12 protein-coding genes are annotated in these 14,335 nt (G+C 38.7%); all 12 read left to right on the top strand.

Annotated elements, in window-relative coordinates:
* Positions 1–17: 17 nt before the first annotated feature.
* Positions 18–1,277, top strand: a complete 1,260-nt coding sequence (locus M0Q46_03590) for a hypothetical protein (GenBank protein ID MCK9582692.1) — start codon at positions 18–20, stop codon at positions 1,275–1,277.
* Entirely contained in the window at positions 1,274–2,965 is a 1,692-nt protein-coding gene (gene waaF / locus M0Q46_03585) for a lipopolysaccharide heptosyltransferase II (protein MCK9582691.1), read from the top strand. Before M0Q46_03590 ends, waaF begins: the two co-directional genes overlap by 4 nt.
* 4 nt (positions 2,966–2,969) lie before the next feature.
* Complete coding sequence (locus tag M0Q46_03580; GenBank protein MCK9582690.1) at positions 2,970–3,962, top strand: glycosyltransferase family 9 protein; 993 nt, start codon at positions 2,970–2,972, stop codon at positions 3,960–3,962.
* A 31-nt stretch (positions 3,963–3,993) separates the two neighbouring features.
* Complete coding sequence (locus M0Q46_03575) at positions 3,994–4,932, top strand: glycosyltransferase family 9 protein (protein MCK9582689.1); 939 nt, start codon at positions 3,994–3,996, stop codon at positions 4,930–4,932.
* The gene (locus M0Q46_03570; GenBank protein MCK9582688.1) at positions 4,916–5,632 is read left to right on the top strand and encodes a PIG-L family deacetylase; all 717 of its coding nucleotides are present in this window, start codon (positions 4,916–4,918) and stop codon (positions 5,630–5,632) included. Before M0Q46_03575 ends, M0Q46_03570 begins: the two co-directional genes overlap by 17 nt.
* Positions 5,629–6,669, top strand: coding sequence for a tetraacyldisaccharide 4'-kinase (lpxK, locus tag M0Q46_03565; protein ID MCK9582687.1), 1,041 nt, complete (start codon positions 5,629–5,631; stop codon positions 6,667–6,669). Before M0Q46_03570 ends, lpxK begins: the two co-directional genes overlap by 4 nt.
* A complete protein-coding gene (locus tag M0Q46_03560) occupies positions 6,624–8,057 on the top strand; it encodes an HAD-IIIA family hydrolase (protein MCK9582686.1) in 1,434 nt (477 codons plus the stop codon). The genes lpxK and M0Q46_03560 overlap by 46 nt, the downstream gene beginning before the upstream one ends.
* A gap of 265 nt (positions 8,058–8,322) precedes the next feature.
* Complete coding sequence (locus M0Q46_03555; GenBank protein MCK9582685.1) at positions 8,323–10,425, top strand: glutamine synthetase III; 2,103 nt, start codon at positions 8,323–8,325, stop codon at positions 10,423–10,425.
* Positions 10,426–10,561: 136 nt separating this feature from the next.
* The gene (rfaE1, locus tag M0Q46_03550; GenBank protein ID MCK9582684.1) at positions 10,562–11,554 is read left to right on the top strand and encodes a D-glycero-beta-D-manno-heptose-7-phosphate kinase; all 993 of its coding nucleotides are present in this window, start codon (positions 10,562–10,564) and stop codon (positions 11,552–11,554) included.
* Positions 11,544–12,278 (top strand): 3-deoxy-manno-octulosonate cytidylyltransferase, encoded by a 735-nt coding sequence (gene kdsB, locus M0Q46_03545; protein MCK9582683.1) that lies wholly within the window; start codon positions 11,544–11,546, stop codon positions 12,276–12,278. The genes rfaE1 and kdsB overlap by 11 nt, the downstream gene beginning before the upstream one ends.
* Positions 12,265–13,899: a CTP synthase gene (locus M0Q46_03540; GenBank protein MCK9582682.1), complete on the top strand. Its 1,635-nt coding sequence runs from the start codon at positions 12,265–12,267 to the stop codon at positions 13,897–13,899. Before kdsB ends, M0Q46_03540 begins: the two co-directional genes overlap by 14 nt.
* The coding region (locus M0Q46_03535) for a hypothetical protein (GenBank protein MCK9582681.1) at positions 13,880–14,335 on the top strand (456 nt) is incomplete at its 3' end. The genes M0Q46_03540 and M0Q46_03535, both read left to right, overlap by 20 nt.

Genomic DNA, 14,335 nt, shown 5'->3' with positions numbered 1-14,335 from the left:
CGCGCTTTGCAGGTTAAATGCTTTTTTTATACAACCTTATTCTTTTTCTTCTTTTTATTCCAGCCGCCTTTTTCCTTCTTTTGAGTACGAAAGTTAAAGCCGGCTCATTTTTTGCGCAAATAAAAGAACGCTTTTGTGCGCCAAGCTTTAATTTAACGCAAGGTAAAGAGGTTCTTTGGGTGCATTGCTCTTCGCTTGGCGAAGTTAGAGCTGTGGAACCGTTGCTAAAATCTTTAAACAACTATTCAATTCACTTGACTACGCTTACAATATCCGGCAAAAATTATGCGCTTAATAACTCCATTTGTTCAAGTATTTCTCTTGCTCCTGCCGATTTTACATTTGTCGCAAACAACTTTGTTAAAAAATTAAAGCCGTCCGCGCTTATAATAGTTGAAACAGAGCTATGGCCGGGCATAATATTTGCCGCAAAAAAAATTGGCGCACGGGTTTTGCTGGTTAATGCCCGCCTTTCAGAAAAATCATTTCCAATTTACAGTAAAACCGCGTTTTTTTGGCGTAAAGTTCTTGAAAAAATAGATTTCCTGCAGGCGCGTTACCCAAGCGATAGCGAACGGTTTATTTCATTGGGTGTGCCAAAAGAAAAAACTTCAATTTCAGGGAACATTAAATACGACAGAGATTTTTCAACTTTTTCTTTAAAAAAGGAAGAGCTTGGTTTTAACGCTCAAGATGTGGTTTTGGTAGCCGGTAGTGTGCGAGATGGTGAAGAAGAAATCTTTTTAAACGCATGGCTTGCGGCTTTAAAAGAAAACAATAATTTAAAACTTGTTTTTGCGCCAAGACACCTTGAGAACCTCAATACAATTTATGAACTGCTAAATAAAAATGGTCTTTCATTTATTAAATATAGCAATGTAAATTTTGCCCAAATCGCCACGCCATATCCTGTAATTGTTCTTGATAAGTTTGGCGAACTGCAAAAGCTATATTCCATAGCCGACTTGGCTTTTGTTGGTGGTTCATTAATTAAAAAAGGAGGGCAAAACCCCATAGAGCCGGCAGCATACGGTGTTGCTGTTTTATTTGGAGAATCTATGGAAAACTTTTTGCCCGAAGCAAATTTATTAATAGATGCTGGCGGCGCCTTGCGTGTTAGAGGAAGTTTGGAGCTTACAAAGACCATGGTGGAGCTGTCTTTGAATTTGCAGTTAAGAAAAAAGATGGGACAGTTGGCACGCAATGTTGTAAATTTGCAACGAGGCGCTTTGAATAAAGCCGTAGAGCTGATAAAGCTTGCAACTAAAACAAAATGAAAAACATACTTGCATTTATTGGTTGGTTTGTAATAAACACTTTAGGCAGATCGTTGCGTATCAACGTAGTTGACGCAAATGGCTCCATAAGAAACGCAGGAAACAAAATTGTATTTGGTTTTTGGCATGGTGAGCAGTTTATTCCATTTTTTTGTCACAGAAAACAGGGCATTGTCATAATGAGCAGCTTATCAAAAGATGGCCAACTACAAGCAGATATATTGCACAAGTGTGGTTACTCTGCTGTGCGCGGGTCATCGTCAAAAGGGGGGCAAAAAGCCTTAGTTGAATTAATTAGAAAAGTAAAAACAGGAGTTGCTGCTGCTTTTGCACTTGATGGCCCAAGAGGGCCGCAGTATAAGGCAAAGCCAGGTGCTGCTTTAGCCGCAATTAAAACAGGTTCTATTCTTTTACCTGTTAGCAGTTATTCAAAAAGCAACTTTATTTTTCAAAAGGCATGGGATAAGTACGAATTGCCATTGCCTTTTTCACAAGCTGTTATTGCATATGGAATGCCAATAAATACAGCTAAAGACAGCAGCGCAGAAGAGCTGAGTTTAGAGCTTGAAAAAAGAACTAATGAACTTTCAAAGTTTACGCACGAAGCGTTTTGGAGCCATGATTTAGTTAAATATTTAAGCAATCACCCAAGGCCAAAAATTTTAATAGTTCAACCAAGCCGCCTTGGCGATGTAATATTTGCTTTGCCTGCAGTATGCGCTATTAGAAAGCGTTATCCAAATGCTTATATTGCATGGGCCGTTGATGAGCGGTGCGCACAGTTAATCGAAGGCCATAGTGCAATAGACAAACTTTTTGTTTTCAACAGAGGCGAAGCCTCAATAAGATATATGCTAAATTTTCGTAAGTTGTTAAGGGCTGAAAATTTTGATTTAAGTATCGATTTTCACGGGCTTTTTAAATCAGCTCTTCTGGTTTGCCTTGCAGGCGCAAAGTTTAAGCTCGCGTCATCGTCTACCAGGGGTATGAAAGAGCTTTCGTGGGTTTTTTCAAAAGAGATAAAACCAGAAGTTGAATCCTCTCACTGTGTTGTGCGCCACTTGGCGGTTGCAAAATATTTAGATTGCCCTTTAGATAATAATGCAGAGTATGAACTTAACATAAATGAAGACGCACTAAAAAGCGCATCTGAAATTTTGAAAAATTGTGGTGTAGATTTAGCAAAGCCCTTCGTTGCGCTTTTTGCCGGCGGCGGCTGGCTTTCCAGAAGGTGGCCAAAAGAGCGTTTTGCAAAGCTTTGCGATGAGATTAACAATGGATCAATTGCACAAGTAGTTCTTATTGGCGGCAAAGAGGGTGGAGCTTGCGAAAAAGGGTTAAATGAAAAAATAATTGCCATCTCTAAAACAAAAATTTTTGATACAACAGGATTGTTTTCTTTGAAGCAGTTGGTGGCGGTTCTTTCAAAGGCAGTCGCATTTGTTGGCAATGAGGCAGGACCTATGCACATTGCAAGGGCGCTAGGCACACCAAGTGTTGCTATAATTGGCCCGACTGATCCAAATAGAACAGGCCCATACGGTAAAAAAGTAATTATAGTTAGAAAGAACATCTCGTGCCAGCCGTGCCGCAACAGAAAATGTAAAAGTATTGAATGTATGCGGCTTATTGAAGTTGACGATGTTTTTGGTGCTCTTAAAAAAGTGCTTAAAGGTGAGTTTGAGTAATCAAATGAATATATTAATTATAAAGCCAAGTTCGTTTGGCGACATTGTTCAGGCAAATCCGGTCGCAACAGCTCTAAAGCAAGCGTTTCCAAATTGTTCTATATGCTGGGTGGTTTTTGATAAATTTGTCCCTGTAGTGGAGCTATTTGCAAACATTGACAATAAAGTAATTTGGAAACGGAATGGTGGGTTAAAAGATTTTTTTTCAGTGGCATCTCAATTGCGCAAAATGGACTTTGATGTTGCCATAGATCTGCAGGGACTTTTCAGAACTGCTTTACTTGCGCGTCTTAGCGGAGCAAAAAAAGTTATAGGCGTGCCTGGCATGAAAGAGTTTTCATATATTTTAGTAAAAGAAGTGTTTGCGTACAGCGCAAAATCCGGGTTAAATGCTGTAATTAGAAATTTGGAAACAGTCAGGTTCCTAACAGAAAAAAGTTTTAAGCCGCAGTTTAGCCTTTCGTTAAGCCAAAGTACTGTTAAATTATGCCAAGAAAAATTTTCGTCATTGAAAAGCAATAACGAGCAAAAGATTATTGGTGTTGTAACATCTGCAAGAGGAATTGGCAAAAATTGGGCTTTGAAAAATTATGAAGTTGTAATAAACTCAATACTTAATAAATTTCAAAATACAAAAGTTATTTTGCTTGGTTTAGATAATAAATTAGCTTTGAATAATGACAGAGTGATAAATTTACAAGGTCAAACAACAATTGCAGAGCTTGCCTATTTGTTGAAAGAATGCTCTTTAGTGTTTGGTGGCGACACGGGGCCTGTGCACCTGGCAAGCGCGCTTGGAGTTAAGGTCGTTATGCTTTTTGGAGCATCAGATGTTAATGAAACTGCACCTATTGCAAAAAATGCGGTAATCTTGCATAAAATGCTTCCCTGTTCGCCTTGTCGCGGTAGAGCAAAGTGTAAAGATTTTAAGTGCATTAACAGCATAACTGCTAATGAGGTTATAAGTGCAATTGAAAGTAATTGTGAGTTAAAATAATATGAGTACTGATAAGATAATTTTTTTTCATATGAACCAATTAGGCGATTTGCTATTTTCTTTGCCGACACTAATGGCCGCAAGAAAACAGTGGCCAAATGCAAAAATTGTAAGCGTTGCAAAAAATAACCTAAATGAATTGCTTAAGGCAACTGGTTTTGTAGATGAAGTACTTGTAAAGCCAAGTTCCGGTTTTTTAGCTAAAGCATCGCTTATAAAAAAAATAAGAAAAGAAAACTTTACCAAGGCAATCTGTTTTTCGGAGTCCTTTGAGACAGCATTTTATTGTGCATTAAGCAAAGCAAAAGAAAAAATTGGTTTTAACACCGCGTCAGTTTCATTTTTATTAAATAAAAAAGCTCAAAAGCTTGGCGTACCTTCGCTTAGCAATAACGCACGGCTTGCGCAAGGGGCCGGTTTAGTTAATATTTCAGCCGATTATACAGGTCTTATTAAAATTCCTCAAAGCAATAAAAGTTCTTGTACACTTTGGCTTAGTCAAAATAAATTGATCGAGGGCAACTTTGTTGTTTTATCGCCGGGTGCAAGTAAACGGCGTGCAAAAAAAAAGTGGTCAGATGAAAACTGGGTTGAGCTTGCAAAAGAAATTTTGGAACAATGTTGTCCCGTTGTTTTTGTTGGGGCAAGCTGGGAAAAAGAAAAACTGCAACAACTTGCCGCACTCTCGGGTGCTTACGCTTTTTGGGCGCAGGAAGGTGTGCTATCGCTTGCGGCCTTAATTAATGCATCTTTTCTTTTTTGTGGGGTAGATTCAGGCGCTATGCACCTTGCGGCTGCTATGTGTAAAAAAGTTGTTGCTTTGTTTGGGCCAACAGACCCTGCTCAAATTGGCCCAATGCCACTTAAAAAACATACAATAATAAAGGCGGATACATTAAGTAAAATATTGCCAGATAGGGTTTTAAAAGAGATAAAACTTGCCCGGGGGCACAATGCAGAAGTTTTTTAGGAACACTAAATTGTTTTCTTATTATGAAAAAATTCAGCCTGCGTTAAAGTATTCATTTTCAGTGCAAGATGGGCCCCCAGTAAAAAATGTTCTTGTAATAGCTCCGCACCAAGATGACGAGTCCATCGCTTGCGGTGGCGCTATTACAAAGCACACATCTTCCGGTGGAAAAGCGAGTGTTTTATTTCTTACAAGCGATATGCCCGAGCGTGCGCAAGAAGCTAGTAATGCCTGCAAAATTATTGGTGTTGATGAGGTTATAAGTTTGAAGCATTCTGCCGACACCTTGCATACTCAAAAAACAATTAGTGATTCAATAGAAAACGTTATAAAACAGCAAAAACCAGAGGTGGTTTTTGCCCCATTTTGGTTAGATAACCACTCAGACCACAGAGCCGCTGCAAGTGCTCTGGCAAAACTTGCTAAAAAATATGATTTTATTGTTTATGCTTATGGCGTTTGGTTGCCTGTTTACCCGAATGTTTTAATTGATTGCTCAAAACACTGGGATAGCAAAATGTCCGCAATAGGTTGTTATAAAAGCCAGTTAAAAGATAGAGATTATATTGCCATGGCCGATGGAATTAGTAAGTATTGGGCTTGCGTAAAAGGCCGTGGCATAACGAATGCAGAAGTTTACTTTGTTGCAACAATAAAAGAGTATGCCACAATGCAAGAAAGGATTTTTGGAAAATTATGAATATACTTTTGGTACCATTTTCGTTGATATATACTGCGTTAAGTTGGCTACTTAAAAAGACTAGAAAAGCGCATGCACTTCCAAAAACTGTAATAAGTGTTGGCAATATAACATGGGGCGGCTCAGGCAAAACGCCGGTTGTTGCTCGGATTGCAAAAGACATTCTTGAGCGTGGTATGTTACCTGCAGTTTTAAGCAGGGGATACGGCAGAAAATCAAGTTCTTTAAAAATCTTTGTGGCGGATCCAAAAGATGCAAGTTGTTCTGTTGATTCTTGCGGTGATGAACCCTTTATGCTTGCCTGCCAAGTTCCAGGTGCGTTGGTTATTTCAAGTCCCAATAGACGGCGCGGCGCGGATTATGCGCTAAAAAATTACCCTGTAGATGTTTTTATTCTAGACGATGGTTTTCAACACTGGGCACTAAAGCGCAATGTAGATATAGTTTGTGTTAATGCGCTAAACCCCTTTGGTAATGGATTTCTGATTCCGGCCGGAATTCTTAGAGAGGGGCTTAAAGCATTTAAGCGAGCTTCTTTTGTAGTAATAAATAATTGTGACAAGGTTGAACCAGAAGAAGTCGCACGCTTGCAATCAACAATTTCCAAGTATGCCAATTGTCCTATTGCGCTTTGCAAGTATGTTGTTTCAGATATAAAAAGAGTGGTAGATGGCACAATTTATCCTGTTGGAAAGTTTTTTGGCCGTCAGGCAATAGCGCTTTGTGCCATTGCCGAAAACCGTTCATTTATAGATACACTTCATGGAATTGAAATGAGTGTGGCAAAACGTTTTGCTTTTAGGGACCATCACTGGTATAAGGTGCGCGAGCTTGTAGATATTCTTACAACTTCGGTAGATAGAATACCTGTAGTTACAACTTCAAAAGATGCCGTACGGCTAAAAGATGCTCTGGCAAGGTTAGACCCTAAATCCGCCGAAAGATTTTATGAAGTTCGCATCAAGCTTGAATTTATACAAGGAGAAGAACTTTGGTTAGAAATGCTACAGTTAATAAAAGCCCCGCCGTCTTTTTAGACAGGGACGGAACATTAATTCAAGAAAAAAACTACCTGCGGCGCATAGCAGATCTGAAATTTATAAAGGGTGCCATTGAGGCGATTAAACTTTTGCGTACCAAAGGGTTTAAAATTTTTATTGTTACAAATCAATCTGGTATAGCAAGGGGCTATTTTAGCGAAAAAAAACTTTTACAAATTCATGATAGCTTAGAAAAAAAACTGTCCCAAAAAGGGACTTGGGTTGATGGTATTTATTACTGCTCTCACGGGCCAGATGATAATTGCTCTTGCAGAAAACCAAAAACTGCAATGGTTAAAAGGGCTCAAAGAGAGCACAAAATAAACCTAAAAAAATCCTATGTTATTGGTGATCATCCTGCCGATTTTATGCTTGCAAAAAATATGGGTGGAAAGGGGGTTTTAGTGCTAAGCGGGCATGGTAAATACGGACATAAAAACACCCTGTCAAAAAACAGCGTCCAAAAGCCTGATAAAATAACAAAAAATATTCTTAGTGCTGCAAAGTGGATTGTTAAAGATTGCTCAATCGTAATATTGTTGATTACATTTTTTGTGTTAACTTCATTTGGTATTGATGTATCAACTAAAAGCTATACAATAAAATATGGCAACACACTCTACATACCGCCTGCTCCAATAGAAAATATTCAAGTTGATCAAGAAGTTATAAGTACGCAGATTGCGCCGACAGAGTTTATTTGGCGCACCGAGAAAAACAGCGCTTTTGGCTCAAATGAAAAATTAGAATTTTCGGTTAATTGGAAGTTTATAAATGTCGGCTCAGCAAAAATGCAGGTAATGGGTGTAGACGAAGTTAGCAAAAGAGAAGCATATCATATTTATACCGAGGCAAATACTGCCCCATTTTTTGACACATTTTTTAAAGTGCGCGATACAAATGAGTCTTGGATAGACACTCAAAGTTTATGCACTCTTAAATTCGCCTCACATATCTCTGAGGGTGGCTATAAGAAAAATGAAACCACAATTTACGATCAGCCAAATGGAAAGTTTTCATGTATTGAGGAGCCCAATAAAGCTGGCAATATACCGCTTTGGGTGCAAGATGTGCTTTCGGCTCTTTATTATCTAAGAACCAAAGAACTTGAAGTTGGCAAAAGTTATAGTATTGATGCTCACACAGGTAATAGTGCATGGCCGTTAACTGTTGAAGTTGTAAAAAAGGAGAAAGTTAAAGTTACCGCGGGCGAGTTTGAGTGCTTTGTAGTTATACCTGCTGTGCGTGAGAATGCCGGCATATTTCAGGCAAAGGGAAAACTTTGGGTTTGGCTTACTGCCGATAGCAGAAAAATGCCGGTTTTATTGCGTTCAAAGATAGCCATTGGCTCCATTTATGCCATACTTGAAAAATATTCAAACTAATTTTTAACAGGTTACTTACGCTAAATTTACAATTAAATAATGTATAATACCAAAAATTTGTACAATATAAGTTAATTTAGATAGCAGTTAAAACAAAAACCGCTCAGACAAGTTCAATGATGAACATGTTTTGAATAAGTAGGTTCAAAGGCGAATTTATTTTTGGTTTTTGGTTGTTACTGCAAAAATTGTTTGTAATCTTCAGCGCGCTTACTTTTTTTGGGTGCAATAAGCCCATCGCTTGTATGGGTAAGGAGAAAATAAAATGAAGAAGTCAAAAAATGTTAATACCAAAACTGGTATTGAAAAGCTTTATGGTGAAAATGTTTTTGGTTTAAAGAATATGCATAAGTACCTTTCACCAAAAACTTTTGCATCTTTATCCGCAACAATTAAAGAAGGCCGTACAATAGACTGTAAAATTGCCGATGAAGTCGCTGTAGCTATGAGAAAATGGGCAGTAGCAAAGGGTGCAACACACTTTACTCACTGGTTTCAGCCACTAACCGGCACCACGGCAGAAAAACACGATTCATTTATTTCTACCGATGGCGAAGGCGGGGTTGTTATGAAGTTTTCCGGCAAAGAACTTATTCAGGGTGAGCCGGATGCTTCAAGTTTTCCTTCTGGCGGATTGCGTGCAACATTTGAAGCTCGTGGATACACAGCATGGGATCCAACCAGCCCGGCATTCGTAAAAGAAAGCGAGACTGGTGCAGTACTTTGCATACCAACAGCTTTTTATTCTTACAATGGTGAAGCATTAGATAAAAAAACACCACTGCTTCGTTCAATAGATGCTCTTTCAAAACAGTTATTGCGTGTTGGAAAACTTTTTGGTGTAAAGTCACAAGGTATCAGACCATATGCAACACTTGGACCGGAACAAGAGTACTTCCTTATTGACAAAGAGTTTTATTTGCAACGTTTAGACCTTATTCAAACAGGCAGAACGCTTTTTGGTGCAAGGCCGGCCAAACATCAGCAAATGGAAGACCACTATTTTGGTGCAATAAAACCGCGTGTGCTTGCTTTTATGGAAGAGTTGGACCGCGAACTTTGGAAGCTTGGTATACCTTCAAAAACAAGGCACAATGAAGTTGCACCAGCCCAGTTCGAAATTGCTCCGATATTTGAAGAACAAAATCACGCAATAGACCATAATATGTTAACAATGGAAACTCTTCGCCAAGTTGCGGACAAGCACGGTTTTGTCTGTCTCCTGCACGAAAAGCCATTTGCGGGTATAAATGGTTCTGGCAAACACAATAACTGGTCAATTTGCGGAGCTGATGGCAAAAACTGGCTTACCCCAGGTGATAACCCGCATGAAAACGCAAAGTTCCTTGCAGTTATTTGTGCTCTTATAAGAGCTATAGATAAAAATGCAGGTTTACTGCGTGCTACTGTTGCAACTGCCGGTAATGATCACCGTCTTGGTGCAAATGAAGCCCCACCTGCAATCATTTCTATATTTCTTGGAGAACAGCTCACCGATATCATTGAGCAAATAGAAAAAGGTGGTGCAAAAACATCAAAAGAAGGCGGCACTTTAGAAGTTGGTGTAACTGCATTACCAAAACTTGATCGTGATGTTACCGACCGCAACAGAACTTCTCCATTTGCTTTTACTGGAAATAAGTTTGAGTTCCGTGCTGTTGGTTCAAATCAAAGCTGCTCTGGTTCAAATATCGTGTTAAACACAATAATGGCTGAATCTTTAGATGAGCTTTGCACGGAGCTTGAAGCGGCAAATACAAAAGGAGCCAACTTTAACCAAGCTTTGCAAAAGATACTTCAAAAGATAGTTAAGAATCACAAGAGAGTTTTGTTCAACGGGGATAACTATACGGAGGATTGGCATAAAGAGGCAGAAGAACGCGGTTTGCCAAACCTAAAAAATACACCAGCAGCCTTAGAAGAGTTTGCGAAACCATCTGCTATAGAGTTGTTTGAGAAATATAAAGTTCTTTCAAAAGTCGAGTTGCACTCTCGCTATGAGATTTACAAAGAGCAGTATGAAAAAATAATAAAGTTTGAAACTGGTGTTTCTATTGACATGGTAAAAACTCTTATTATACCTGCTGTTGTTAAGTATCAAAATGAGTTGGCACTTGCAGTAGCAAATATGAAAAGTGTTGGTCAAAATATAGAAAACACACAATCTTTACTGTCAGAAGTTAGCGAGTTGTTTGAAAATGGTATTACAGAACTTAAAAAGCTTGAAAGAGCTAACGGCGGCCATGACGCGCTTAAAATGGTTGATGGTATGATTGAATTGCGCAGAATAGTTGATGCATTGGAAGGTGTAATGCCAAGAGAACTTTGGCCAATGCCAACTTATGCAGAAATGTTATTTATAATGTAAGTGGGGTGCAATAAAGTACTTTTAGAGGCCCCTCTTTTTAACACAAAAGAGGGGCCTCTTCTTTTTATTTCTATAAATGGAAAATTTACTGAGAATTTGGTAGAATCTAAAAATAAATTATTATTTTGAGGTTGTTATGGATAAAAAGAAGCTGCTTGCCGCAATCAACAAATTTGCACAAAAGAAGATTCTTGTAATAGGCGATTTAATGCTTGATCGCTTTGTTTGGGGAAAGGTATCAAGAATATCTCCTGAGGCTCCTGTTCCTGTTGTTGAAGTTAAAAGAGAAAGCGGAGCACTTGGCGGTGCCGGCAATGTGGCAAATAACATAACAGCTTTTGGCGCGCAAGTGTCAGTAATAGGCGTTTACGGCGCAGACCAAGACGGGCATTTATTAAAAGAAGAACTCTCTCAAAGAGGAATTTCCACAAAATATCTTGTGCAAGATAGCGCAAGGCCAACAATAGTAAAAACCAGAATAATCGCATCTCACCAACAAATTGTGCGAGTTGATAAAGAAGTTAAGGGGAATTTCTCAAACAAAATCATAGACGAAATAATTTCTAAAATTACAAGTGTTTTAAAAGAAGTTGATGCTGTAATAATATCTGACTACGGTAAAGGCGTAATAAATGCTCCGGTTCTGAAAAAAGCCATAACACTTGCCAAAAAAAATAAAATTCCAATAACTGTTGACCCAAAGATAGAACACTTCCTTTATTACAAGGGAGTAAGTTGCATAACTCCAAACACAGCCGAAGCTATAGCAGGAATGCGGTATAAAGAAGTATCGCAAGATAAGGATATTATTGAGCTAGGAAAGAAAATACTTAAAACATTGAAATCTGAAAGTGTTCTAATAACACGCAGTGAAAAGGGAATGACGCTTTTTGAACCAAACAATAAAACAACACACATCCCAACCCGGGCAAGAGAGGTTTTTGATGTTACTGGTGCCGGCGATACGGTTATAGCCACATTTACTCTGGCGCTTGCAACAGGATTATCTTTGGCTGAATCGGCTGAAGTTGCAAACTTTGCCGCAGGTTTAGTTGTGGCAAAGGTTGGAACTGCAACAACATCCGTGCAAGAACTTAAAAAAGTAATTAATGAATTCAATGAAAAATAGAGTAATTGGCATTATTCCAGCGCGTTATGCATCTACCCGATTACTAGCAAAGCCGTTAGCGCTTATTGCCGGTAAAACGCTGATAGAGCGGGTATGGCGGCAGGTTATCAAAAGCCGTCAGCTTAGCGATGTTTACATTGCAACCGATGATAAACGAATTGCCGATAAAGCGCTTGGTTTTGGCGCAAAGGTTGTAATGACCTCAAGTAAGTGTAAAACGGGAACTGATAGAATATCTCAGGCGGCAAATAAAATAGGCGGTGCAAAACTATTTGTAAACATTCAGGGCGACGAACCGCTCATAGACCCAAAAACAATTGACAAGGTTGCATTTGAGCTTGCATGTGATAAAGAGGCAGATATTGTTACTGCCGCGTATCCTGTTTTGGAGCATGAGATAGTAAGCCCAAACACTGTTAAGGTTGTGATAGATAAAAAGGGTTTTGCATTGTATTTTTCAAGAAGTGTTATTCCGTTTAATAGGGATGGAGTTAAAATAAATTATCTTAAACATCAAGGAATTTACGGGTATAAAAAAAGTTTTTTAGATTCATTTACAACTTTATCTCAGTCATCTTACGAAAAAGCAGAATCTCTTGAACAGTTAAGAGCTTTGGAGAATGGTTATAAAATAAAAGTAGTTCTGGTTAAATCTGATTCTATTGGCGTTGACACGCCTGAAGATATATTAAAAGTTGAGGGGATGTTAAATGGCAAACTATAAAACAAAATACATTTTTGTAACCGGCGGGGTGGTTTCTTCACTTGGTAAAGGTATTACGGCCGCATCAATTGGTGTATTGCTTAAGGCAAGGGGTTTGAAGGTAAACATTCTAAAACTTGACCCATACCTAAATGTTGACCCAGGAACAATGTCGCCCTATCAACACGGAGAAGTTTTTGTAACTGTTGATGGCGCGGAAACCGATCTTGACCTTGGGCATTATGAGCGTTTTATAGATCAGGAAACACACTGTACCAATAATGTAACTTCTGGTAAAGTTTACGAAAGTGTTTTAAACGCGGAACGTCGCGGCGATTACCTTGGCAAAACAGTACAAGTTGTGCCACATATAACAAATGAAATAAAAAGAAGAATTCACCTTGTTTCAGATGGATACGATGTTGTAATTGTTGAAGTTGGCGGCACAGTAGGCGATATAGAATCTCTGCCATTTTTAGAGTCCATTAGGCAGCTTCGTTTAGACTGCGGGCGTGAAAATGTGCTTTATGTGCATGTAACACTTGTTCCATATATACGCGCCGCAGAGGAAATGAAAACAAAACCCACACAGCACAGCGTTATGAAACTGCGTGAAATAGGCATTGAACCCTCAATACTTATCTGCAGAATGGAAAAAGCGCTCACCAATGATTTAAAAAATAAAATATCTCTTTTTTGCAATGTTGAAACCCGTGCGGTTTTTGACGAACGCGATGTAGGCTCTTCAATTTACGAAGTTCCTCTGTTGCTTCAGGCGCAAAATTTAGATGGTCTAATACTTGAATATCTTGGGCTTAAGGCAAAAAGCAGCAAACTTAAGGTATGGGAAGATATGGTTTATAAGTGCCGTTTCCCAAAACATAAAACAACCATTGCTGTTGCAGGAAAGTACACAGAGTTAAAAGACGCCTACAAAAGTATTTGGGAAGCGCTTAAGCATGGTGGGGTTGGTAATGATACACATGTAGAAATTCGCTACATAGATGCAGAAAGTGAAAACGCTGAAGAGTCATTAAAATCAGTTGATGGCATACTTGTGCCAGGTGGTTTTGGTGATAGGGGAATTGAAGGTAAAATAAGAGCAATTCAAATTGCGCGAGAAAACAACATCCCGTTTTTTGGAATATGCTTAGGTATGCAATGTGCCGTAATTGAGTTTGCAAGAAATGTTCTTGGATGGAAAAGTGCCAACTCATCTGAGTTTGACAAAAAAACAAAGTATCCTGTTATACATATAATGGCTGATCAGGAAAATGTAAAGAATATGGGTGGTACAATGCGTCTTGGTGGCTATAAGTGTGAGGTCATCAAAGATACATTTGCCCGCAGAGCGTATAAGAAAGACAATATTATTGAAAGGCATCGTCACAGGTATGAGTTTAACAATAAATTCAAAATTGCAATGTGTAAAAAAGGTTTAAGAATAGCTGGCGTGAACCCACAACGGAAGCTTGTGGAAATTGTGGAAATTGCAAATCATCCGTGGTTTGTTGGTGTGCAGTTTCACCCAGAGTTTCTCTCAAGGCCATTAAGGCCGCATCCGTTATTTAATGATTTTGTGGCGGCTTCGCTTAAAATCCGCCAGGAAAAAGAAAAAAAATATGATAAACAAAATAGTTAAAATAGCCAACAGCTCAGTTGAGTTTTCAAATAATGGGAAAATAGTGCTTATTGCCGGCCCGTGTGTAATTGAAAGCGAAAAATTTGCCATATCTATTGCAGAAAAGATTGCAAAAATTGCGCAAGACAATAAAATACAGCTTGTTTTTAAAGCATCTTATGACAAAGCAAACCGCACAGCTATAACTTCATTTAGGGGACCTGGCATAAAAAAGGGCCTTGCAATTCTTGCCAAAATAAAAAAAGAATTTTCATTGCCAATATTAACCGATGTTCACTCAAGTTTAGATGTACAAATGGCCTGCGAGGTCGCAGATATTTTGCAGATACCTGCATTTCTCTGCAGGCAGACCGACTTGCTTGTGGCAGCCGCAAAAACTAAAAAAATTGTAAATATAAAAAAGGGGCAATTTCTTTCTCCATTTGAAATTGGTAAT

This window comes from Endomicrobiales bacterium (assembly GCA_023228045.1).
Classification (GTDB): Bacteria; Elusimicrobiota; Endomicrobiia; order Endomicrobiales; family JALOBY01; genus JALOBY01.
The sequence above is the reverse complement of the archived record's forward strand: the minus strand, read 5'-3'. Positions and strand labels throughout refer to the sequence as shown.